The sequence below is a fragment of the Streptococcus mitis genome (assembly GCF_047465045.1).
Lineage (GTDB): Bacteria > Bacillota > Bacilli > Lactobacillales > Streptococcaceae > Streptococcus > Streptococcus mitis_DT.
The window spans coordinates 69,947-90,255 of the sequence record NZ_JASHAR010000003.1 but is presented as its reverse complement, the minus strand read 5'-3'; the positions used below and the strand labels follow the sequence as shown (position 1 = coordinate 90,255).

Sequence of the window (20,309 nt, the reverse complement as noted above, 5' to 3'; positions counted from 1 at the left end):
AGGACGATGGATTTTAGAATATTTTGTACAGATGAGGAGAGAGGTCAGTTTTTTTGCTATAATAGTAGATAGAAAACGAGGTTAGAAGAGATGATTTTTGATACACATACACACTTGAATGTAGAAGAATTTGCAGGTCGTGAGGCAGAAGAAATTACCTTGGCTGCTGAGATGGGTGTGACACAGATGAATATTGTTGGTTTTGATAAACCGACGATTGAGCGTGCTTTGGAGTTGGTGGATGAGTACGACCAACTCTACGCGACTATTGGTTGGCATCCTACAGAAGCAGGGACTTACACAGAGGAGATTGAAGCCTACTTGCTTGACAAGCTCAAGCACCCAAAGGTAGTTGCCTTGGGTGAGATTGGTTTGGACTACCATTGGATGACAGCGCCAAAAGAGGTGCAGGAGCAGGTTTTTCGCCGTCAGATTCAGCTATCTAAGGACTTGGATTTGCCTTTTGTTGTCCATACCCGTGATGCGCTGGAAGACACCTATGAGATTATCAAGAGCGAGGGCGTTGGTCCTCGTGGTGGGATTATGCACTCATTTTCAGGGACGCTTGAGTGGGCAGAGAAGTTTGTCGCGCTTGGCATGACTATTTCCTTCTCAGGAGTGGTGACTTTTAAGAAAGCAACTGACATCCAAGAAGCAGCTAAAGAGTTACCTTTGGACAAGATTTTGGTGGAAACGGATGCTCCCTACTTGGCTCCTGTTCCTAAACGTGGTCGTGAAAATAAAACAGCCTACACTCGCTATGTAGTGGACTTTATCGCTGACTTGCGTGGCATGACGGCAGAAGAGCTAGCGGCGGTAACAACTGCAAATGCGGAGCGAATTTTTGGATTGGATAGCAAATAATGAAAGAAAAAATTTCTCAAGTTATCGTGGTCGAAGGGCGCGATGATACGGCCAATCTCAAACGTTACTTCGATGTAGAGACCTATGAGACCCGAGGTTCTGCCATCAATGATCAGGATATAGAGCGGATTCAGCGCTTGCACCAACGTCATGGAGTCATTGTCTTTACAGACCCAGATTTTAATGGGGAGCGGATTCGGCGCATGATCATGACGGCCATTCCAACGGTTCAGCATGCCTTCCTCAAACGAGATGAAGCTGTTCCCAAGTCCAAGAGCAAGGGGCGTTCTCTGGGAATTGAGCATGCCAGCTATGAAGATTTGAAAACGGCTCTAGCTCAGGTGACAGAACAATTTGAACATGAGAGTCAGTTTGACATTAGTCGTAGCGACTTGATTCGACTTGGTTTTCTAGCAGGAGCAGACAGCCGTAAGCGACGAGAATATCTAGGAGAGGATCTCCGGATTGGCTATTCCAACGGCAAGCAACTTCTCAAACGCTTAGAGTTGTTTGGGGTTACTTTGGCAGAAGTGGAAGAAGCTATGAAATCTTATGAGAATAGCTAAGCAGACCCCAAATGTAAGGGGAATGTGTTACAATAGTAGTAACAGATAATAGAAAAGAGAATAGATGAGAATTGCAGATTACAGCGTGACCAAGGCAGTGCTGGAGCGTCACGGTTTTACCTTTAAAAAGTCCTTCGGGCAAAATTTCTTGACGGATACCAATATTCTTCAAAAAATCGTGGATACGGCTGAGATTGATGACCAGGTTAATGTCATCGAAATCGGGCCAGGGATTGGTGCCTTGACGGAGTTTTTGGCTGAGCGTGCAGCAGAAGTTATGGCCTTTGAGATCGACCACCGTTTGGTGCCTATTTTGGCAGATACCTTGCGTGATTTTGACAATGTGACCGTAGTCAACGAGGATATTCTCAAGGTTAATTTGGCGCAACATATCCAGAATTTTAAAAATCCTGACCTGCCAATCAAGGTAGTAGCTAACTTACCATACTACATCACGACACCTATTCTCATGCACTTGATTGAAAGTGGCATTCCGTTTAGTGAGTTTGTCGTCATGATGCAAAAAGAAGTGGCGGACCGCATTTCAGCCCAGCCTAACACTAAGGCATATGGCAGCTTGTCAATCGCTGTTCAATACTATATGACAGCTAAGGTTGCCTTTATCGTGCCTCGTACGGTCTTTGTGCCAGCGCCAAATGTGGATTCGGCCATCTTGAAAATGGTGCGTCGTCCAGAGCCAGCCGTAGCAGTGGAAGACGAGAACTTCTTCTTTAAGGTTTCCAAGGCTAGTTTTACCCATCGCCGCAAGACCTTGTGGAATAACTTGACAGGTTACTTTGGCAAGACTGAAGAGGTTAAGGACAAGCTGACCAAGGCTTTGGATCAAGCAGGCTTGTCACCAAGTGTACGTGGGGAAGCTCTCAGCTTGGCAGAGTTTGCTAGCCTAGCAGACGCACTTAAAGGGCAAGGACTCTAAGATGCAGGGACAAATCATTAAAGCCTTGGCGGGGTTCTACTATGTAGAAAGTGAGGGCAAGGTGTATCAAACACGAGCGCGTGGAAATTTCCGTAAAAAAGGTCATACCCCTTACGTTGGGGACTGGGTCGACTTTTCTGCCGAAGAAAATTCAGAAGGCTATATCCTCAAGATTCATGAACGGAAAAACAGTCTGGTCCGTCCGCCTATTGTCAATATTGACCAAGCTGTGGTAATCATGTCTGCCAAAGAACCTGATTTTAACAGCAATTTATTGGATCGTTTCTTGGTTCTTTTGGAGCACAAGGACATCCATCCCATCATTTATATTTCTAAAATGGATTTGTTGGAAGATAGGGAAGAACTGGATTTTTATGAACAGACTTATGGTGATATCGGCTACGACTTTGTGACCAGTAAAGAAGAATTTTTGCCCTTGTTAACAGGCAAGGTTACAGTCTTTATGGGGCAGACAGGTGTTGGGAAATCAACTCTTCTCAATAAAATCGCACCAGACCTCAATCTTGAAACAGGAGAAATTTCAGACAGTCTGGGTCGCGGGCGCCACACTACTCGAGCTGTTAGTTTTTACAACCTCAATGGGGGTAAAATCGCAGATACACCAGGTTTTTCATCATTGGATTATGAAGTATCAACGGCGGAAGACCTCAATCAGGCCTTCCCAGAGATTGCCACTGTCAGCCGAGACTGTAAATTCCGCACTTGTACCCATACCCATGAGCCGTCCTGTGCAGTGAAGCCAGCGGTCGACGAGGGAGCCATCGCGTCTTTCCGTTTTGACAACTACCTACAATTTCTCAGTGAAATTGAAAATCGCAGAGAAACCTATAAAAAAGTCAGCAAAAAAATTCCAAAATAAGGAGAAACCTATGTCTCAATACAAGATTGCTCCGTCAATTCTGGCAGCAGATTATGCCAACTTTGAACGTGAAATCAAACGTCTAGAAGCAACTGGGGCAGAGTATGCCCATATCGATATCATGGATGGCCATTTTGTCCCGCAAATCAGTTTTGGTGCAGGTGTGGTTGAAGCTCTTCGTCCTCATAGTAAGATGGTCTTCGACTGCCACTTGATGGTAGCTAATCCAGAGCATCATTTAGAAGACTTTGCGCGTGCAGGTGCGGATATCATCAGTATCCATGTGGAAGCAACGCCCCATATTCATGGTGCCCTCCAAAAAATTCGTTCACTCGGAGTTAAGCCTTCAGTTGTTATCAATCCTGGCACACCAGTTGAAGCCATCAAGCACGTGCTTCACCTAGTTGACCAAGTCTTAGTCATGACAGTTAACCCAGGCTTTGGTGGGCAAGCCTTTCTACCAGAGACCATGGATAAGGTCCGTGAGTTGGTTGCCCTTCGTGAGGAAAAAGGTTTGAACTTTGAGATTGAAGTGGATGGTGGGATTGATGACCAAACTATTGCCCAAGCTAAAGAAGCTGGTGCGACCGTTTTTGTAGCAGGTTCCTATGTCTTTAAGGGAGATGTCAATGAGCGAGTACAAACTCTCAGAAAACAACTGGACTAGGGTTGCCGTTTTTGCAGGCGGAGACCGCGGTCATTATCGGACAGACTTTGATTGCTTTGTCGGTGTGGATCGAGGCTCGCTCTGGGTCTTGGAAGAAAAGCTGCCTCTTGCTCTAGCAGTTGGGGATTTTGATTCTGTTACTGCAGAAGAGCGACAGGTGATTCAAAAACGTGCCCAGCATTTTGTTCAAGCCCGACCAGAAAAAGATGATACAGATCTGGAATTGGCTCTCTTAACCATCTTTGAGCAAAATTCTCAGGCTCAGGTTACTATTTTCGGTGCTTTGGGTGGTCGTATTGATCATATGCTAGCTAACGTCTTTCTACCTAGCAATCCTAAGTTGGCGCCCTATATGCGCCAGATAGAAATTGAGGATGGGCAAAATTTGATTGCCTATTGTCCAGAAGGGACCAGTCAGCTAGAACCCCGTTCAGACTACGACTATCTAGCCTTTATGCCAGTTCGGGATAGCCAGCTGACTATTCTCGGAGCTAAGTATGAGTTGACAGAGGAGAATTTTTTCTTTAAAAAAGTGTACGCTTCTAACGAATATATAGATAGGGAAGTTTCGGTGACTTGCCCAGATGGTTATGTGGTCGTACTGCATAGCAAGGACAGGAGGTAGGATGGAAAGTTTACTTGTTCTATTATTGATTGCCAACCTAGCTGGTATCTTTCTGATTTGGCAAAGGCAGGATAAGCAGGAAAAACATCTAAGTAAGATCTTGGAGGATCAGGCAGATCACTTGTCAGACCAGTTGGATTACCGCTTTGAACAAGCAAGACAAGCCAGCCAGTTAGATCAAAAAGATTTGGAAGTGTCTGTCAGTGACCGTTTGCAAGAAGTGAGAATTGAATTGCACCAAGGTCTGACTCAGGTTCGTCAAGAAATGACAGATAATCTCCTCCAAACCAGAGACAAGACTGACCAACGTCTCCAAGCCTTGCAGGAATCAAATGAGCAACGCTTGGAACAAATGCGCCAAACAGTCGAGGAAAAACTAGAAAAGACCTTACAGACACGCTTGCAGGCTTCCTTTGAGACAGTTTCCAAACAACTGGAGTCGGTCAATCGTGGCCTTGGAGAAATGCAGACAGTTGCCCGTGATGTCGGCGCCCTTAACAAGGTTCTCTCTGGAACCAAAACGCGAGGGATTCTTGGAGAATTGCAACTGGGGCAAATCATCGAAGACATCATGACCCCTGCCCAGTATGAACGAGAATATGCAACGGTTGAAAACTCTAGTGAACGAGTGGAGTACGCCATCAAGTTACCCGGACAAGGCGATCAGGAATACGTCTACCTACCAATTGACTCTAAGTTTCCACTGGCAGATTATTACCGCCTAGAAGAAGCATATGAAGCAGGTGACAAGGGTGAGATTGAACGCTGTCGTAAGTCGCTCCTAGCCAGCGTCAAACGCTTTGCCAAGGATATCAGGAACAAGTACATAGCACCGCCTCGAACGACCAATTTTGGAGTTTTGTTTGTGCCAACAGAAGGTCTCTACTCAGAAATCGTCCGCAATCCGGTCTTCTTTGATGACTTGAGACGGGAGGAGCAGATTATTGTCGCAGGTCCAAGTACCCTATCAGCCCTTCTTAACTCCCTATCAGTTGGCTTCAAAACTCTCAATATCCAAAAGAGTGCCGACCATATCAGTAAGACTCTTGCCAGTGTTAAGACCGAGTTTGGTAAGTTTGGTGGCATTCTGGTCAAGGCACAAAAACACCTCCAACATGCCTCTGGCAATATTGATGAATTATTAAACCGTCGTACCACAGCTATCGAGCGGACGCTCCGTCACATTGAGTTGTCAGAAGGTGAGCCTGCGCTTGATCTACTCCATTTCCAAGAAAATGAGGAAGAATATGAAGATTAGTCACATGAAAAAAGACGAGCTGTTTGAAGGCTTTTACCTAATCAAATCAGCTGACCTGAGACAAACTCGCGCTGGGAAAAACTACCTAGCTTTTACCTTCCAAGATGATAGTGGCGAGATTGAAGGGAAACTCTGGGATGCCCAACCTCATAACGTTGAGGCCTTTACAGCAGGCAAGGTTGTCCACATGAAAGGACGCCGAGAAGTTTATAACAACACTCCACAGGTCAATCAAATTACTCTCCGCCTGCCTCAACCTGGCGAACCCAATGATCCAGCTGATTTCAAGGTCAAGTCGCCAGTTGATGTCAAGGAAATCCGTGACTACATGTCGCAAATGATTTTTAAAATTGAAAATCCTGTCTGGCAACGAATTGTCCGAAAGCTCTACACCAAGTATGATAAGGAATTCTACTCCTATCCAGCTGCCAAGACTAATCACCATGCCTTTGAAACGGGTTTGGCCTATCATACGGCGACCATGGTGCGTTTGGCAGATGCTATTAGCGAAGTTTATCCTCAGCTCAATAAGAGCCTGCTCTATGCGGGGATTATGCTGCATGACTTAGCTAAAGTCATTGAGTTGACGGGGCCAGACCAGACCGAGTACACAGTGCGAGGCAATCTCCTTGGGCATATTGCTTTGATTGATAGCGAAATTACTAAAACAGTTATGGAACTTGGCATCGATGATACCAAGGAAGAAGTCGTTTTGCTCCGCCACGTCATCCTCAGTCACCATGGCTTACTTGAGTATGGAAGTCCAGTCCGTCCACGCATTATGGAAGCAGAGATTATCCATATGATTGACAATCTGGATGCTAGCATGATGATGATGTCAACAGCTCTTGCTTTGGTGGATAAGGGAGAGATGACCAATAAAATCTTCGCTATGGACAATCGTTCCTTCTATAAACCAGATTTAGATTAATAATTTAAGAAAAATGAGCATTTTTTAGGATAAGAATGTTCGTTTTTTTATGTGAATATGGTATAATAGATAAAATATCAAAATTAAATGAAGTGGGAAATAGAAATGAAATTAAGAAGAAGTGATCGGATGGTTGTCATTTCCAACTATTTGATTAATAATCCTTATAAACTAACTAGTCTCAATACTTTTGCTGAAAAGTATGAATCTGCTAAATCATCCATCTCAGAAGATATCGTGATTATCAAACGAGCCTTTGAGGAAATCGAAATTGGTCACATCCAGACTGTAACTGGGGCTGGCGGAGGTGTTATCTTTACACCGTCTATTTCGAGTCAGGATGCTAAGGAAATGGTTGAAGACTTGCGTGCCAAGTTGTCAGAAAGTGACCGTATCTTGCCAGGTGGCTATATCTACCTGTCTGATTTGCTTAGCACACCAGCTATCTTGAAAAATATTGGTCGCATTATTGCCAAGAGCTTTATGGACCAAAAAATTGATGCGGTTATGACAGTAGCGACTAAGGGTGTTCCACTTGCAAATGCAGTTGCCAATGTCCTCAATGTTCCTTTTGTTATTGTGCGCCGTGACCTGAAAATTACCGAAGGTTCAACTGTCAGCGTCAACTATGTATCCGGTTCAAGTGGTGACCGCATTGAGAAAATGTTCCTTTCAAAACGTAGTCTCAAGGCAGGCAGCCGTGTCTTGATTGTGGATGACTTCTTGAAAGGCGGCGGAACGGTCAACGGGATGATCAGCCTCTTGCGTGAGTTTGATTCAGAATTGGCAGGTGTAGCGGTCTTTGCGGATAATGCTCAAGAAGAACGCGAAAAGCAGTTTGACTACAAGTCACTCTTGAAGGTAACCAATATTGATGTCAAGAACCAAGCCATCGATGTTGAGGTTGGTAATATCTTTGACGAAGATAAATAAGAGATAGAACTAAAGGTTGGAACGATTGTCCCAGCCTTTCTTTGCAAATAGAATAGAAGGAAGCTTATGAAGACACCATTTATCAATAAAGAAGACTTAGAAGCGATTGTTGCCGAGTTCCCGACTCCCTTTCACTTATATGATGAGAAGGGAATTCGTGAGAAGGCAAGAGCCGTCAACCAAGCCTTTTCGTGGAACAAGGGCTTTAAGGAATATTTTGCAGTTAAGGCTACTCCAACACCAGCTATCTTGAAAATTCTCCAAGAGGAAGGCTGTGGTGTGGACTGCTCTAGTTATGTAGAGCTTTTGATGAGTCATAAACTGGACTTTCCAGGTTCTGAGATTATGTTCTCTTCAAACAACACGCCAGCTAAGGAATATGCCTATGCACGTGAATTGGGTGCGACCATTAACTTGGATGCCTTTGAAGATATTGAACATCTAGAGCGTGCAGCAGGCATTCCAGAAATCATCTCTTGTCGTTACAATCCTGGAGGCGTTTTTGAACTGGGGACAGACATTATGGACAATCCTGGAGAGGCCAAGTTTGGCATGACCAAGGATCAGCTCTTTGAAGCTTTTGCTATCTTGAAGCAAAAAGGAGCTAAGACTTTTGGGATTCACTCCTTTCTAGCGTCCAATACCGTGACCCATCTCTATTATCCAGAGTTGGCTCGTCAGCTTTTTGAATTGGCTGTTGAAATCAAGGAAAAGTTGGGCATTTCGCTAGACTTTATCAATCTTTCTGGCGGCATTGGTGTTAACTATCGTCCAGACCAGGAGCCGAACGATATCGCCTTGATTGGTGAGGGAGTTCGTAAGGTGTATGAAGAGGTCCTTACGCCAGCAGGTCTTGGTCAGGTTAAGATTTTCACCGAATTGGGTCGTTTTATGTTGGCACCTCACGGTGCTTTGGTCACAAGAGTCACTCATAAGAAGGAAACCTACCGTACCTATCTAGGTGTGGATGCATCAGCAGTCAACCTCATGCGTCCAGCTATGTATGGAGCCTATCACCATATTACTAACGTGACCCATCCAGATGGACCAGCTGAAGTGGTTGATGTGGTTGGTTCACTCTGTGAAAACAATGATAAATTTGCAGTAAATCGTGAACTACCTCATACAGAAATCGGTGATTTGCTGGTAATTCATGATACAGGTGCTCATGGTTTTTCAATGGGCTACCAGTACAATGCCAAACTTCGTTCTGCGGAAATCCTCTATACCGAAGAAGGTAAAGCCCGTCAAATCCGCCGTGCAGAGCGCCCTGAGGACTACTTTGCAACCTTGTATGGCTTTGATTTTGAAGAATAAAATGATAAGTAATTGAAAATGAAATTGAAAAACAGATTGCTTTCTAAAAAATAGGCAAAAATCTTGTTTTTCCTTCAAGTCGTGATATAATAAAACTATAAAACGTTTTCAAGGAAGGTAACGATATGTCTGAAGAAACAATTGATTATGGACAAGTGACAGGAATGGTGCATTCGACAGAAAGCTTTGGGTCAGTAGATGGCCCTGGTATTCGCTTTATTGTCTTTTTGCAGGGCTGTCACATGCGTTGCCAGTATTGCCATAACCCGGATACTTGGGCTATGGAGTCCAATAAGTCACGTGAACGGACGGTAGATGATGTCTTGACAGAGGCCTTGCGCTACCGCGGTTTCTGGGGAAATAAGGGCGGTATTACAGTCAGTGGAGGAGAAGCCCTCTTGCAGATTGATTTCCTGATTGCTCTCTTCACCAAGGCTAAGGAACAAGGAATCCACTGTACTTTGGACACCTGTGCCCTTCCTTTCCGTAATAAACCACGTTACCTTGAGAAGTTTGACAAACTCATGGCTGTCACTGACTTGGTCCTCTTGGATATCAAAGAAATCAACGAAGAACAGCACAAGATTGTTACTAGCCAAACCAATAAAAATATCTTGGCCTGTGCCCAGTATCTATCAGATATTGGAAAGCCTGTCTGGATTCGCCACGTGCTAGTTCCAGGGTTGACAGACAGAGATGATGACTTGATTGAACTTGGTAAATTCGTCAAGACCCTTAAAAATGTTGATAAGTTTGAAATTCTACCTTATCACACCATGGGTGAATTCAAATGGCGTGAATTGGGAATTCCATATTCCCTCGAAGGAGTCAAACCACCAACAGCAGACCGCGTCAAGAACGCTAAAAAACTCATGGATACCGAAAGTTACCAAGACTATATGAAACGTGTACATGGATAAAAAGAAGCCTGATGGAAACATCGGGCTTTTAAGTTTACACAAATCTAGATAGTTAAATGAAACAAAATTTTAAATCTTTTTTACTCTCTAAATTCTGAAAAAAATCCGAAAATGAATGTGTAAGATATAGTTACTTTTAGAAATATTAAATAGAATAGGAGAACATCATGGAACAAAGTATTACTATTAAAAATTTATGTAAGTCATATGGCCAAACTCAAATTTTAAAAGATATTTCTTTTGAAGCAAAAGCAGGTAGAGTGACTGCTTTCCTAGGTCCAAATGGAGCTGGAAAAAGTTCAACCTTACGTATTTTATTAGGATTAGACAAAGCAACATCTGGTCTTACCAAAATTGGAGATCAAACTTATAAGGAATTAAAATTTCCTCTAAAGACTGTAGGAGCTTCATTTGACAGTGTAGGAGCTCCTGATGATCGGACTGTTTATCAACATTTGAAAATTGTTGCTGCTAGTAATGGGATATCCAGTCAGCGAATTGAACAAGTCTTGGATATGGTGGATATTAGTCATAAGAAAAAATCTAAAATTGGGAAATTATCATTAGGAGAAGGACAACGCTTGGGAATTGCAACAGCTCTATTAGGAAATCCTCAATATCTGATATTGGATGAACCGACTAATGGGTTGGATCCAAGAGGAATTCGGTGGTTTAGAGAGTTTATAAAAAAACAAGCTCAAGAAGGGAAGACCGTCTTACTGTCATCTCATATATTATCGGAAGTGGAAGCAGTAACAGATGATGTAGTTATCATAAATAAAGGAAAAGTTCTTATAAAAGGGACTTTACAAGAAGTGATGAAAAATCTTTCTTCACTAGAGGAAGTCTTCTTTAGTTTAACAGAGGGAGGGAAGTGACATGGCACTTATTTACTCTCTTCATTCTGAAATATTGAAATTACTTTATAATAGAGCTACTCATGTTGTACTATTCTTGATACTGGTATTTCAAACGTTTTTAGCAAATATTGGTGCTTCTCAAATTGTTTCAGTTGGTATCCATGCTACACCAGAGACAAATCCAGATTTAGCAGAGGCCTTACCTCCTATTGAATTTTTAGGTTTTGATGTCACTTTATTTGGTGTTTTTATTATGATTATCCTAGGCTCAATTTACGGAGCCGAGGAATACAAAGGCTTGGCTATTCGTACAAGCCTCCTCTCTGTTACAAATCGAAGTACTTTCCTAGTTTCAAAAACATTAGTTTGGCTTATATTTTCTTTTATCATTTCCTTTCTATCAATATTCTTGACAATTAACATGACACATTATGTTTTAGGACAAGATGGCTTATTGCTTTTTTTACTAAATGGAACAGTTTGGTTCTATATATTTTTAGCCAGTATAGCTTGGACTTTGTTGGGACTGCTGGCCTATATTATGGCTTTGACATTTAAAACAGCCATTGTTCCTCTATTATTTTTGCTTCCTCAAGTCTACAATTTAGGAACATTCTTAGCAAACTATATATCGGCTGCAAAATTTCTTCCAGTTGCATTGGGGCAAGGATTGATTGCTACATCTCCTCAAATTTTAGAACATAATAGTTTACAACATATTTTATTTTTACTTTGTTGGAACTTCTCATTCTTGGCTTTAGCAATTTACCGCTTACTCAAGTCAGATATTGGAGGAGGTGAATAAGTTGAAAGAACAACTTAAAAGTGAGTATCTCAAGTTTATTATGAATCCTTGGCACTGGTTGATTATAGGTGCTCTATTACTGTGTATTCCGGCGATGGTTGTTTTTTTAAATAGTAAGCCAGACCAGTTGACTCTACAGTTTGTTTTGGAACAGCTACTGCAAAGTCTCTATTTAGGACAGGCAGGTTTCGTTAGTCTAGCGGTTCTATTTATAGGTCAAGAATTTACAGGTTCTAGCCTTCGTACCAGTTTTCTTACATGTCCAAATCGTTTGAAATTTATAATCTGTAAACTAGCTATTGTATTATGTGTGGAAATTGTATTATTGGTCGCTGTAATATCATTATGTATACTAATCGCCCAAGGATACTACAATATCAATCTTTTGAGTAATATTAAACATGTTCTGACAATCCTATTTCCAGCATGTATTTCTATTCTAACCTTCTCTCTTTTAAGTGGTATTTTTGTATTTATTTCCCAGTCTTTTATCTTAATTTTGGGAATCAGTTTATCCCTTTTATTGGGGTTGGGACAAATGTTACTACAATTCAGTTCTTTTTTTAGAAATTTACCATTACTAGCTAGTATGAATTGTTTTTATACCCATCCCTTGTCGCTTTATTATCCAGTGTGGCAAGGCTTAGGGATACAAATAGTTTGGTTATTAATTGTTTTTCTATTTGCTACATTGATACTTATAGGAAGAAATGTACGCTAAAGACAGGGGATGTCCTGTCTTTTTCTTGGTTAGTGCTATAATATAGTTAGGAGGGTGAGTTATGGCTTATAAAATTTTGGTGGTAGATGATGATCTCGCTATTCTTCGCCTAATAAAAAAAGTACTAGAATATGAAAAATATGAAGTAGTCATACGAAATAAGATAGAAGAGATTGATCTTTGTGATTTTACAGGCTTTGACTTGATTCTATTAGATATTATGATGCCTGTTAGTGGTTTAGAGATCTGTCAGATGATTCGCGAACAGATAACTGTTCCTATCTGTTTTATAACTGCTAAGGATATGGATGAAGATTTAGTAGCTGGAATTAATGCAGGTGCTGATGATTATATTATGAAGCCCTTTAGTATGCAAGAATTGTTAGCACGTGTTAAAATGCACTTACGTCGTGAAGAACGGATTAAAGGAAATGTTCATCAAATAAAGATTGGGAAGCTTATACTATATACGGATAGTAAGGAACTATTTGTAAACGATGATAAGATTGCTCTGACAAGGAGGGAATTTGACATAGTGAATCTTTTGGCAAGCAACCCAAGTAAAATATATTCTATTGAGGAAATTTATAATTATCTATATCCACAAAGTTCAGAAGCGCTCTTACGTTCGGTTTCAGAGTACATTTATCAAATTCGTCAAAAGTTGAAACCTTATCAATTAAATCCAATTAAAACCTTATACGGTGGAGGATATCAATGGGTAGAATCAAAAGTTTTAGACAATTAATTCGAGAAACCTGTTGGAGAATTATTTGGCAGTTTAGTCTTGGCTTACTAATGGCCTATCTTATTCCCTTAGCTTCAGTATCTATACAAATAAATGAAGATGGGAAAACTTTAAACAATAGTGGTGTTCTATCAATCTTTTTTAATGTGTCATCATGGATATATATTTGTGTTTTATTGATTGTTCTAATAAGTTATCACATTGGAAAATTGTTGAAAAAACTGAGTTATGAAATGACTTTGATTTATGAAAATAGTATGTGGTTGAAGAAGGAATGTACAGAAAGTTTAACGGTTAAAGAATTTCGCGAGACAGGAAATCGGATTATTGTGATGCAAGATAGAATTCGACAATTAATAGTTAATGAGAAACAGCAGAAGGAAGATTTGATGTTTCAGGTTTCAGCAGCTTCTCATGATTTAAAAACTCCCTTAACCATTATTAGGGGAAATGTGGAATTTTTGCAGACGATAACTGAAAACGACCAATCTCAAGAATGCTTAGCAGATATAGAAAGAGCTAGTCAACAGTTACTAGATTATTTCAATCAATTGATTCACTATTCTAAAACCTATTATGATGATGAGACAGGTTGGACGGAGTATTCCTCTTCAGATTTTATCAATGAATTAGAGAAAGAAGTCTCTTTTTTGATAAAAAATCAGATGAAGTTTTCTTTTGAACAAAATGTGAAAGGAACTGAAAACTATTATATAAATCAATCTCTTCTGATTCGTGCCATACAAAATATTTTAACAAATGCTTTGGAATACGCTGATAAACAGAATCCTAAAATTAAAATTAGAGTAGAGCAAGAGGGGAAGGAATTGAAAATAGGTATATGGAATAATGGTTCGGAATTTCCAGAGGAAGTTTTAACTAATTTTGGAAAGCTCTTTTATCGTATGGATAAAGCTAGATCGTATAAAGAGCAACATTATGGTATTGGACTAAGTTTTGTATGTAGAGTTGCAAAACTACACAAAGGCCGAGTTGAGCTTAGAAATAGAGACGAGGGAGCAGAAGTTTTAATAACTGTGAATTGTATTAAATCATAGTGATTTACTTGTTAATTTATGATTGAATAGTTTTTATATGTGAGCTTTTAAACTATTTAACTTTTTCGACTAGTATAAGATGTAACGGTAGATAATAAAAACGAATGATGATATCTAGTTGATGAAAACTATTTATCATTCATTCGTTTTTTAATTATTGGATAATTTACGTAGCTTTATCTCGAACGTTGTTTTCCAGCGTTGCGATTTTTGTGTTTTTTCTTGCTTGTGATAGCAGTTGGTTGTTCAGGGGGAACGTCTTTTCGTCCACTTGGTGTAGAGAAAGCACGTGCTTTTGGTGGGTTCTTGGCTAGTTCTTCACGGACTTTTTTGCGAAGTTTTGGACGAACGATATAGTTGACGATAAACTGTTGGAGAATCATCATGAAACCACCGACAACCCAGTAAAGTGTGACACTGGCTGGTGAAATGAGGGAGAAGACAACAATCGTGATTGGGCTCACGTAAGCCATTTTCTTGATTTGTTCTCTTTGCGTTTCGTCTTCTACTCCGTGAAGTGAAAGGAGCGATTGAAGATAGTAAAGGACACCTGCGCAGGCAACCAAAATCATACTTGGAGAACCTAGAGGAATGCCTAGGTAGCTTGCTTGAGCAACCCCTTCAGTATGTTGGGCAGCAAAGTAGATAGCTGAGAAGAAAGGCATTTGAAGGAGGATAGGGAAGCATCCTACACCACCAAACATGCTGATGCCGTGCTCTTTTTGAGCAGCAAAGAGAGCTTGTTGGGCTTCGAGTTTTTCTTCTTGAGTCGTTGCTTCTTTGAGACGCGTTTGGTGTGGCTCAAGGACGTGCTTGAGGGCGTTCATCTTTTCAGAGTGAAGCGTTGCCTTCCATGATTGGTAGATACCAAGTGGCAAGATAATCAAGCGCACGATAATGGTTACGATAATGATAGCCATACCAAAGCCTAGACCTTGATCAGTAGCGAAGTACTTGATAGCTTCAGCCATAGGCGCTCCGAAAGTATTCCAAATAAATCCTGTTGGCTCTCCTGTTGCTTTATCGACGCTAACACAGCCAGTCAAGACAAGCAACATAGCCACTCCCATAGTCGAGAGTGCAAAACGTTTAATAGATTTCACTGTTTTTATTCCTTCTTTAAAAATTATACCTTTCTATTCTACTGTTTTTTTACAAAATATACAATAGTTCTAGAGACTTAATTTGCGATTTTAAAGTCAGGGTAGGGAGGAAAGTTACTTAGTTTGACATCTAAGTAGCTGACTTTTGAAAAAGGTGTGGGTCCTTTGCGGATTTCTTGGATAAATTTTGCCATGGTAGCAGATGAGTCTGCTTGGGCTAATATTTCCACTGTGCCATCGTCGTTATTCCATACTCGACCTGTGATGCCACCAATTTCAAGTGCCAAGCTGTAAACACCCCAACGAAAGCCGACTCCCTGCACCCTACCTTGGGCAATCATTCTAACCTTTTGCATACCAAACTCCTTTGATTGTGTTATAATATTTCTATGACTATTATAACCTCAAAAGCCAATTCTGTGGTAAAAAATGCCAAGAAATTACACCAAAAAAAATACCGCAAGTCTGCTTATTTGATTGAAGGCTGGCACTTGTTTGAAGAAGCTGTTCAAGCTGGAGTGACGATTGAGAAAATCTTTGCCCTAGAAAATTACCGAGATCAGTTAGCCTCGTTTCCGCAAACTGTCTGGGTGTCAGAGGATATTTTGCTAGATTTGGCGGATTCTCAGACTCCACAGGGAATTGTTGCCGTGGTTCAAAAAGAAGAAGTAGGACAAGCTGACTTTAGTCAGGGCAAGTTCTTGTTTTTGGAAGATGTGCAAGATCCTGGTAATGTGGGAACTATCATTCGGACTGCGGATGCAGCAGGTTTTACTGGAGTGATTGTTTCAGATAAGTCGGCAGATATCTACAGTCTCAAGACCTTACGTTCGATGCAAGGCAGTCATTTTCATCTGCCTATTTACCGAATGTCTAGTCAAAGGCTTCTCGAGGGAGCTAAAGAGGCAGGTGTACCTGTGCTGGCAACAACCCTATCTAAAGATTCTGTTGATTACAGAGAACTGCCTTCTATAGAAAATTTTGTACTAGTCATGGGAAATGAGGGTCAAGGAATTAGTCCCCTCATGGTTGAAAGTGCAGACCAGTTGGTCCATATTAGCATGAAGGGTCAGGCCGAGAGTCTCAATGTTGCCGTTGCAGCAGGTATTTTAATTTTCCATTTAAGCTAATTTTAACTTTCTTTGTTATAATCAAGAAAAGATGTTCATAGAAAAGGAGAAAAGATGAATCACACTATTATTCATGACCGCGCAGGTCTCAATCAATTTTACGCTAAGGTTTATGCCTTTGTTGGTCTGGGGATCGGACTATCTGCTTTGGTATCAGGCCTTATGTTGACGGTCTTTCAATCTCAGTTGGTTTACTTTTTGATGCAGGGGCGTCTCTGGTTGACCATTGCTACTTTTGCAGAGTTGGCCTTGGTTTTCGTTGCCAGTAGCATGGCCTTAAAGAATAGTCCAGCGGCTCTTCCAGTATTTTTACTTTACTCAGTATTAAACGGCTTTACACTCAGTTTTGTGGTGGCCTTCTATACTCCAGGTACAGTTTTATCTGCCTTTGTGTCGAGCGCCCTTCTCTTCTTTGTCATGGCGGCAGTTGGCATGTTCACCAAGAAAGACTTGAGCGGGCTTGGTCGAGCGATGATGGCGGCTCTTATCGGTTTGCTGATTGCCATGGTAGTTAATATTTTCTTGGCTAGCGGTTTCTTTGATTATATGATTAGCGTAGCCATGGTCTTGGTCTTCTCTGGTCTGATTGCTTGGGACAACCAAAAAATTCGCTATGCCTATGAGCAATCACAAGGTCGTGTAGCGACAGGTTGGGTTGTGTCAATGGCTCTTAGTATCTATCTTGATTTTATCAATCTTTTCCTAAGTATTTTACGTATCTTTGGTCGCAATGACTAGAAGGTCCCTAACATCAGTGTTCGAAGGAGCACTGATTTTTTTCGTATTTGCTCTTTTCTTTTCTTGGAAATAGGTGTATAATGCTTTTAATTAATTTTTTGAGGAGTAGTTTATGAAGAAAAGTTTTATCCATCAACAAGAAGAGATTTCCTTTGTCAAAAACACTTTTACCCAGTATTTGAAAGATAAGTTAGAAGTTGTCGAAGTTCAAGGTCCTATCTTGAGCAGGGTCGGCGACGGGATGCAGGATAATTTATCAGGTGTGGAGAATGCCGTATCGGTCAAGGTTCTCCAAATCCCTGATGCTACTTATGAAGTTGTGCACTCCCTTGCTAAATGGAAACGCCATACTTTGGCCCGTTTTGGTTTCGGTGAGGGTGAAGGTCTCTTCGTCCACATGAAGGCCCTTCGTCCAGACGAAGATTCGCTGGATGCGACCCACTCTGTTTATGTTGACCAGTGGGACTGGGAGAAAGTTATCCCAAATGGTAAACGGAATATCGCTTATCTAAAAGAAACAGTTGAGAAGATTTACAAGGCTATTCGCCTTACTGAGCTAGCTGTTGAAGCCCGCTATGACATCGAATCAATCTTGCCAAAACAGATTACTTTCATCCATACAGAAGAGTTGGTAGAACGCTACCCAGACTTGACTCCTAAAGAGCGTGAAAATGCTATCTGTAAAGAATTTGGAGCAGTCTTCTTGATTGGTATCGGTGGTGAATTGCCAGACGGTAAACCGCACGATGGACGTGCGCCAGACTACGATGACTGGACAAGTGAGTCTGAAAATGGTTACAAGGGTCTGAATGGAGATATTCTTGTCTGGAATGAGTCTTTAGGTGGAGCCTTTGAATTGTCCTCTATGGGGATTCGTGTTGATGAAGAAACGCTTCGCCGTCAGGTTGCCATTACAGGTGATGAAGACCGTTTAGAATTGGAATGGCACAAGGCTTTGTTGAATGGCCTATTCCCATTGACAATCGGTGGAGGAATTGGACAATCTCGGATGGCCATGTTCCTACTTCGCAAGAAACACATCGGAGAAGTGCAAACAAGTGTTTGGCCTCAAGAAGTTCGCGATACTTACGAAAATATTTTGTAGAGAATCGAACCGCAAGGTTCGGTTTTCTTTCTCTTTTCGCCCATAATTTGGTATAATAAACGGTATGAAAATCGTATCAGGAATCTATGGGGGACGTCCCCTCAAGACACTAGAAGGCAAGACGACAAGACCAACTTCGGATAAGGTTAGGGGAGCTATTTTTAACATGATTGGTCCCTACTTTGAAGGGGGGCGGGTCTTGGACCTTTATGCAGGTAGTGGTGGTTTATCTATCGAGGCAGTATCGCGTGGCATGTCCAGTGCTGTTTTGGTGGAACGAGACCGTAAGGCTCAGGCTATCGTGGCTGAAAATATTCAGATGACCAAGGAAGTTGGAAAATTTCAACTCCTTAAGATGGATGCAGAAAGGGCATTGGAACAGGTATCTGGGAACTTCGACCTCATTTTCTTAGACCCTCCTTATGCCAAGGAACAAATCGTAGCAGATATTGAAAAAATGGCTGAGAGGGAGCTTTTTTCTGAAGATGTCATGGTCGTGTGTGAGACGGATAAGGCCGTTGAACTTCCAGAAGAAATTGCCTTTCTTGGTATCTGGAAGGAAAAGATTTATGGAATTAGTAAGGTGACAGTCTATGTCAGATAAGATTGGCTTATTCACAGGCTCATTTGATCCGATGACAAATGGGCATCTGGATATCATTGAACGGGCGAGCAGACTTTTTGATAAGCTCTATGTCGGTATTTTTTTTAATCCCCACAAACAAGGATTTCTCCCTATCGAAAATCGTAAACGGGGGTTAGAAAAGGCTGTGAAACATTTGGAAAATGTTGAAGTCGTGTCTTCTCATGATGAATTGGTGGTTGATGTCGCAAAAAGACTGGGGGCTACTTGTCTAGTGCGTGGTTTGAGGAATGCAGCGGATTTGCAATATGAAGCCAGTTTTGATTACTACAACCATCAGCTGTCTCCTAATATAGAGACCATTTATTTACATAGTCGACCTGAACATCTCTATCTCAGTTCATCCGGTGTCAGAGAACTTTTGAAGTTTGGTCAGGATATTGCTTGCTATGTTCCCGAGAGTATTTTGGAGGAAATAAGAAATGAAAAAAAAGATTAGATGGCCCTTATATGTCATTGCGGCCTTAATTGTGACTTTCTTGGCATTTGTAGTGCCCTTGCCCTACTATATAGAAGTTCCAGGTGGTTCGGAAGATATTCGCCAAGTCCTTAAAGTCAATGACAAAGAAGATAAGGAAGCTGGGGCCTATCAATTCGTTACGGTTGGTGTCCAGCACGCTACTTTAGCCCATATGATTTATGCTTGGTTGACGCCTTTTACAGATATTCGTAGTGCCCAAGAGACTACAGGTGGCTCTTCTGATGTTGAATTTATGCGGATCAATCAATTCTACATGCAAACATCACAAAACATGGCCAAGTATCAAGGGCTAAAAACAGCTGGTAAGGATATTGAGCTAAAATATCTTGGGGTTTATGTTTTGACTGTGACAGATAATTCAACCTTTAAAGGGATTCTCAACATCTCTGATACGGTCACAGCAGTCAATGATCAGACCTTCGACAGTTCCAAAGACTTGATTGATTACGTCAATTCTCAAAAACTAGGGGACTCCGTCAAGGTCACCTATGAAGAGGATGGGCAAACCAAGTCTGCAGAAGGTAAGATTATCACCTTGGAAAATGGCAAAAATGGGATTGGAATCGGTTTGATTGACCGTACGGAAGTGACCAGTGATGTCCCAATTCGCTTTTCAACAGCTGGTATAGGCGGACCAAGTGCTGGTCTCATGTTTAGTCTAGCTATCTATACCCAAATAGCTGACCCAGGCCTTAGAAATGGCCGTATCGTTGCTGGTACAGGAACCATTGACCGCGATGGGAATGTGGGGGACATTGGAGGTATTGATAAGAAAGTTGTAGCTTCGGCTAGAGAAGGTGCCGCGATTTTCTTTGCCCCAGATAACCCTGTTAGCGAAGAAGAACAAAAAGCGCATCCGGATGCGAAAAACAACTACCAAACAGCCCTAGAAGCAGCCAAAACAATCAAGACAGATATGAAAATCGTGCCTGTTAAAACCCTACAAGATGCAATTGATTACTTGAAAAACAATCCCTAGTTTTTGAGTGAAGTTTCCAAACTAGCGCACAAACAGAGAA

24 protein-coding genes are annotated in these 20,309 nt (G+C 41.4%); 22 read left to right on the top strand and 2 right to left on the bottom strand.

Going from position 1 to position 20,309, the window contains the following annotated elements; genetic code table 11:
• Nucleotides 1-90: 90 nt before the first annotated feature.
• From QM409_RS03175 to QM409_RS03100, 16 genes are all read left to right on the top strand, one after another.
• Nucleotides 91-864 (top strand): TatD family hydrolase, encoded by a 774-nt coding sequence (locus QM409_RS03175; RefSeq protein ID WP_247953478.1) that lies wholly within the window; start codon nucleotides 91-93, stop codon nucleotides 862-864.
• A complete protein-coding gene (gene rnmV / locus QM409_RS03170; RefSeq protein WP_414305245.1) occupies nucleotides 864-1,430 on the top strand; it encodes a ribonuclease M5 in 567 nt (188 codons plus the stop codon). Before QM409_RS03175 ends, rnmV begins: the two co-directional genes overlap by 1 nt.
• A 64-nt stretch (nucleotides 1,431-1,494) precedes the next feature.
• Nucleotides 1,495-2,367, top strand: coding sequence for a 16S rRNA (adenine(1518)-N(6)/adenine(1519)-N(6))-dimethyltransferase RsmA (rsmA, locus tag QM409_RS03165; protein ID WP_001216850.1), 873 nt, complete (start codon nucleotides 1,495-1,497; stop codon nucleotides 2,365-2,367).
• 1 nt (nucleotide 2,368) lies between these two features.
• A complete protein-coding gene (rsgA, locus tag QM409_RS03160; protein WP_414305246.1) occupies nucleotides 2,369-3,247 on the top strand; it encodes a ribosome small subunit-dependent GTPase A in 879 nt (292 codons plus the stop codon).
• Between the two features lie 10 nt (nucleotides 3,248-3,257).
• Nucleotides 3,258-3,914: a ribulose-phosphate 3-epimerase gene (gene rpe / locus QM409_RS03155; RefSeq protein WP_000084990.1), complete on the top strand. Its 657-nt coding sequence runs from the start codon at nucleotides 3,258-3,260 to the stop codon at nucleotides 3,912-3,914.
• A complete protein-coding gene (locus QM409_RS03150; RefSeq protein ID WP_000006127.1) occupies nucleotides 3,877-4,539 on the top strand; it encodes a thiamine diphosphokinase in 663 nt (220 codons plus the stop codon). Before rpe ends, QM409_RS03150 begins: the two co-directional genes overlap by 38 nt.
• A gap of 1 nt (nucleotide 4,540) precedes the next feature.
• Nucleotides 4,541-5,797, top strand: a complete 1,257-nt coding sequence (gene rmuC, locus QM409_RS03145; protein WP_049502256.1) for a DNA recombination protein RmuC — start codon at nucleotides 4,541-4,543, stop codon at nucleotides 5,795-5,797.
• Nucleotides 5,787-6,728 carry a 3'-5' exoribonuclease YhaM family protein gene (locus QM409_RS03140; protein WP_000703198.1) on the top strand — a complete coding sequence of 314 codons (942 nt, stop codon included), beginning with the start codon at nucleotides 5,787-5,789 and terminating at the stop codon, nucleotides 6,726-6,728. Before rmuC ends, QM409_RS03140 begins: the two co-directional genes overlap by 11 nt.
• A 105-nt stretch (nucleotides 6,729-6,833) precedes the next feature.
• The gene (purR, locus tag QM409_RS03135; protein ID WP_023943469.1) at nucleotides 6,834-7,661 is read left to right on the top strand and encodes a pur operon repressor; all 828 of its coding nucleotides are present in this window, start codon (nucleotides 6,834-6,836) and stop codon (nucleotides 7,659-7,661) included.
• Between the two features lie 66 nt (nucleotides 7,662-7,727).
• The gene (locus QM409_RS03130) at nucleotides 7,728-8,978 is read left to right on the top strand and encodes a diaminopimelate decarboxylase (RefSeq protein WP_261266212.1); all 1,251 of its coding nucleotides are present in this window, start codon (nucleotides 7,728-7,730) and stop codon (nucleotides 8,976-8,978) included.
• 125 nt (nucleotides 8,979-9,103) lie between these two features.
• A complete protein-coding gene (gene pflA / locus QM409_RS03125) occupies nucleotides 9,104-9,898 on the top strand; it encodes a pyruvate formate-lyase-activating protein (protein WP_001288288.1) in 795 nt (264 codons plus the stop codon).
• A gap of 167 nt (nucleotides 9,899-10,065) precedes the next feature.
• Nucleotides 10,066-10,776, top strand: coding sequence for an ABC transporter ATP-binding protein (locus tag QM409_RS03120; protein WP_000438101.1), 711 nt, complete (start codon nucleotides 10,066-10,068; stop codon nucleotides 10,774-10,776).
• Between the two features lies 1 nt (nucleotide 10,777).
• Complete coding sequence (locus tag QM409_RS03115) at nucleotides 10,778-11,563, top strand: ABC transporter permease (RefSeq protein WP_049516004.1); 786 nt, start codon at nucleotides 10,778-10,780, stop codon at nucleotides 11,561-11,563.
• Nucleotide 11,564: 1 nt separating this feature from the next.
• Nucleotides 11,565-12,284, top strand: a complete 720-nt coding sequence (locus QM409_RS03110; RefSeq protein ID WP_049516002.1) for a hypothetical protein — start codon at nucleotides 11,565-11,567, stop codon at nucleotides 12,282-12,284.
• 61 nt (nucleotides 12,285-12,345) lie between these two features.
• A complete protein-coding gene (locus QM409_RS03105) occupies nucleotides 12,346-13,032 on the top strand; it encodes a response regulator transcription factor (protein ID WP_000323581.1) in 687 nt (228 codons plus the stop codon).
• Nucleotides 13,002-14,090: a sensor histidine kinase gene (locus tag QM409_RS03100; protein WP_049515998.1), complete on the top strand. Its 1,089-nt coding sequence runs from the start codon at nucleotides 13,002-13,004 to the stop codon at nucleotides 14,088-14,090. The genes QM409_RS03105 and QM409_RS03100 overlap by 31 nt, the downstream gene beginning before the upstream one ends.
• A 176-nt stretch (nucleotides 14,091-14,266) precedes the next feature.
• Here the strand turns inward: QM409_RS03100 and yidC are convergent, their stop codons facing one another.
• Nucleotides 14,267-15,193 (bottom strand): membrane protein insertase YidC, encoded by a 927-nt coding sequence (yidC, locus tag QM409_RS03095; protein ID WP_049551417.1) that lies wholly within the window; start codon nucleotides 15,191-15,193, stop codon nucleotides 14,267-14,269.
• A gap of 77 nt (nucleotides 15,194-15,270) precedes the next feature.
• Nucleotides 15,271-15,549, bottom strand: a complete 279-nt coding sequence (locus QM409_RS03090) for an acylphosphatase (RefSeq protein ID WP_001174616.1) — start codon at nucleotides 15,547-15,549, stop codon at nucleotides 15,271-15,273.
• Nucleotides 15,550-15,582: 33 nt separating this feature from the next.
• Between QM409_RS03090 and QM409_RS03085 the strand changes: the two genes are divergently transcribed.
• The 6 genes from QM409_RS03085 (at nucleotide 15,583) to QM409_RS03060 (ending at nucleotide 20,269) form a co-directional block, all read left to right on the top strand.
• Nucleotides 15,583-16,323 carry a TrmH family RNA methyltransferase gene (locus QM409_RS03085; RefSeq protein WP_414305247.1) on the top strand — a complete coding sequence of 247 codons (741 nt, stop codon included), beginning with the start codon at nucleotides 15,583-15,585 and terminating at the stop codon, nucleotides 16,321-16,323.
• A 54-nt stretch (nucleotides 16,324-16,377) separates the two neighbouring features.
• Nucleotides 16,378-17,061 carry a Bax inhibitor-1 family protein gene (locus QM409_RS03080; RefSeq protein WP_049551419.1) on the top strand — a complete coding sequence of 228 codons (684 nt, stop codon included), beginning with the start codon at nucleotides 16,378-16,380 and terminating at the stop codon, nucleotides 17,059-17,061.
• A gap of 112 nt (nucleotides 17,062-17,173) precedes the next feature.
• The gene (asnA, locus tag QM409_RS03075) at nucleotides 17,174-18,166 is read left to right on the top strand and encodes an aspartate--ammonia ligase (protein ID WP_000748003.1); all 993 of its coding nucleotides are present in this window, start codon (nucleotides 17,174-17,176) and stop codon (nucleotides 18,164-18,166) included.
• Between the two features lie 64 nt (nucleotides 18,167-18,230).
• On the top strand, nucleotides 18,231-18,770 hold the full coding sequence (rsmD, locus tag QM409_RS03070; RefSeq protein ID WP_414305248.1) for a 16S rRNA (guanine(966)-N(2))-methyltransferase RsmD: 540 nt from the start codon (nucleotides 18,231-18,233) through the stop codon (nucleotides 18,768-18,770).
• Nucleotides 18,760-19,248, top strand: a complete 489-nt coding sequence (gene coaD / locus QM409_RS03065; protein WP_261065703.1) for a pantetheine-phosphate adenylyltransferase — start codon at nucleotides 18,760-18,762, stop codon at nucleotides 19,246-19,248. Before rsmD ends, coaD begins: the two co-directional genes overlap by 11 nt.
• A complete protein-coding gene (locus QM409_RS03060) occupies nucleotides 19,232-20,269 on the top strand; it encodes a SepM family pheromone-processing serine protease (protein ID WP_033683058.1) in 1,038 nt (345 codons plus the stop codon). Before coaD ends, QM409_RS03060 begins: the two co-directional genes overlap by 17 nt.
• Nucleotides 20,270-20,309 lie beyond the last annotated feature (40 nt).

Bases quoted from the DNA above. Each gene is read 5' to 3' on its own strand.
- QM409_RS03130 (WP_261266212.1), top strand. From the start codon at position 7,728: ATGAAGACACCATTTATCAATAAAGAAGACTTAGAAGCGATTGTTGCC.
- QM409_RS03175 (WP_247953478.1), top strand. From the start codon at position 91: ATGATTTTTGATACACATACACACTTGAATGTAGAAGAATTTGCAGGT.
- QM409_RS03060 (WP_033683058.1), top strand. From the start codon at position 19,232: ATGAAAAAAAAGATTAGATGGCCCTTATATGTCATTGCGGCCTTAATT.
- asnA (WP_000748003.1), top strand. From the start codon at position 17,174: ATGAAGAAAAGTTTTATCCATCAACAAGAAGAGATTTCCTTTGTCAAA.
- rpe (WP_000084990.1), top strand. From the start codon at position 3,258: ATGTCTCAATACAAGATTGCTCCGTCAATTCTGGCAGCAGATTATGCC.
- rsmA (WP_001216850.1), top strand. From the start codon at position 1,495: ATGAGAATTGCAGATTACAGCGTGACCAAGGCAGTGCTGGAGCGTCAC.
- QM409_RS03105 (WP_000323581.1), top strand. From the start codon at position 12,346: ATGGCTTATAAAATTTTGGTGGTAGATGATGATCTCGCTATTCTTCGC.
- purR (WP_023943469.1), top strand. From the start codon at position 6,834: ATGAAATTAAGAAGAAGTGATCGGATGGTTGTCATTTCCAACTATTTG.
- QM409_RS03085 (WP_414305247.1), top strand. From the start codon at position 15,583: ATGACTATTATAACCTCAAAAGCCAATTCTGTGGTAAAAAATGCCAAG.
- QM409_RS03100 (WP_049515998.1), top strand. From the start codon at position 13,002: ATGGGTAGAATCAAAAGTTTTAGACAATTAATTCGAGAAACCTGTTGG.
- coaD (WP_261065703.1), top strand. From the start codon at position 18,760: ATGTCAGATAAGATTGGCTTATTCACAGGCTCATTTGATCCGATGACA.
- rsgA (WP_414305246.1), top strand. From the start codon at position 2,369: ATGCAGGGACAAATCATTAAAGCCTTGGCGGGGTTCTACTATGTAGAA.
- QM409_RS03120 (WP_000438101.1), top strand. From the start codon at position 10,066: ATGGAACAAAGTATTACTATTAAAAATTTATGTAAGTCATATGGCCAA.
- QM409_RS03140 (WP_000703198.1), top strand. From the start codon at position 5,787: ATGAAGATTAGTCACATGAAAAAAGACGAGCTGTTTGAAGGCTTTTAC.
- rsmD (WP_414305248.1), top strand. From the start codon at position 18,231: ATGAAAATCGTATCAGGAATCTATGGGGGACGTCCCCTCAAGACACTA.
- rnmV (WP_414305245.1), top strand. From the start codon at position 864: ATGAAAGAAAAAATTTCTCAAGTTATCGTGGTCGAAGGGCGCGATGAT.
- rmuC (WP_049502256.1), top strand. From the start codon at position 4,541: ATGGAAAGTTTACTTGTTCTATTATTGATTGCCAACCTAGCTGGTATC.
- QM409_RS03115 (WP_049516004.1), top strand. From the start codon at position 10,778: ATGGCACTTATTTACTCTCTTCATTCTGAAATATTGAAATTACTTTAT.
- QM409_RS03150 (WP_000006127.1), top strand. From the start codon at position 3,877: ATGAGCGAGTACAAACTCTCAGAAAACAACTGGACTAGGGTTGCCGTT.
- QM409_RS03090 (WP_001174616.1), bottom strand. From the start codon at position 15,549: ATGCAAAAGGTTAGAATGATTGCCCAAGGTAGGGTGCAGGGAGTCGGC.
- pflA (WP_001288288.1), top strand. From the start codon at position 9,104: ATGTCTGAAGAAACAATTGATTATGGACAAGTGACAGGAATGGTGCAT.
- QM409_RS03080 (WP_049551419.1), top strand. From the start codon at position 16,378: ATGAATCACACTATTATTCATGACCGCGCAGGTCTCAATCAATTTTAC.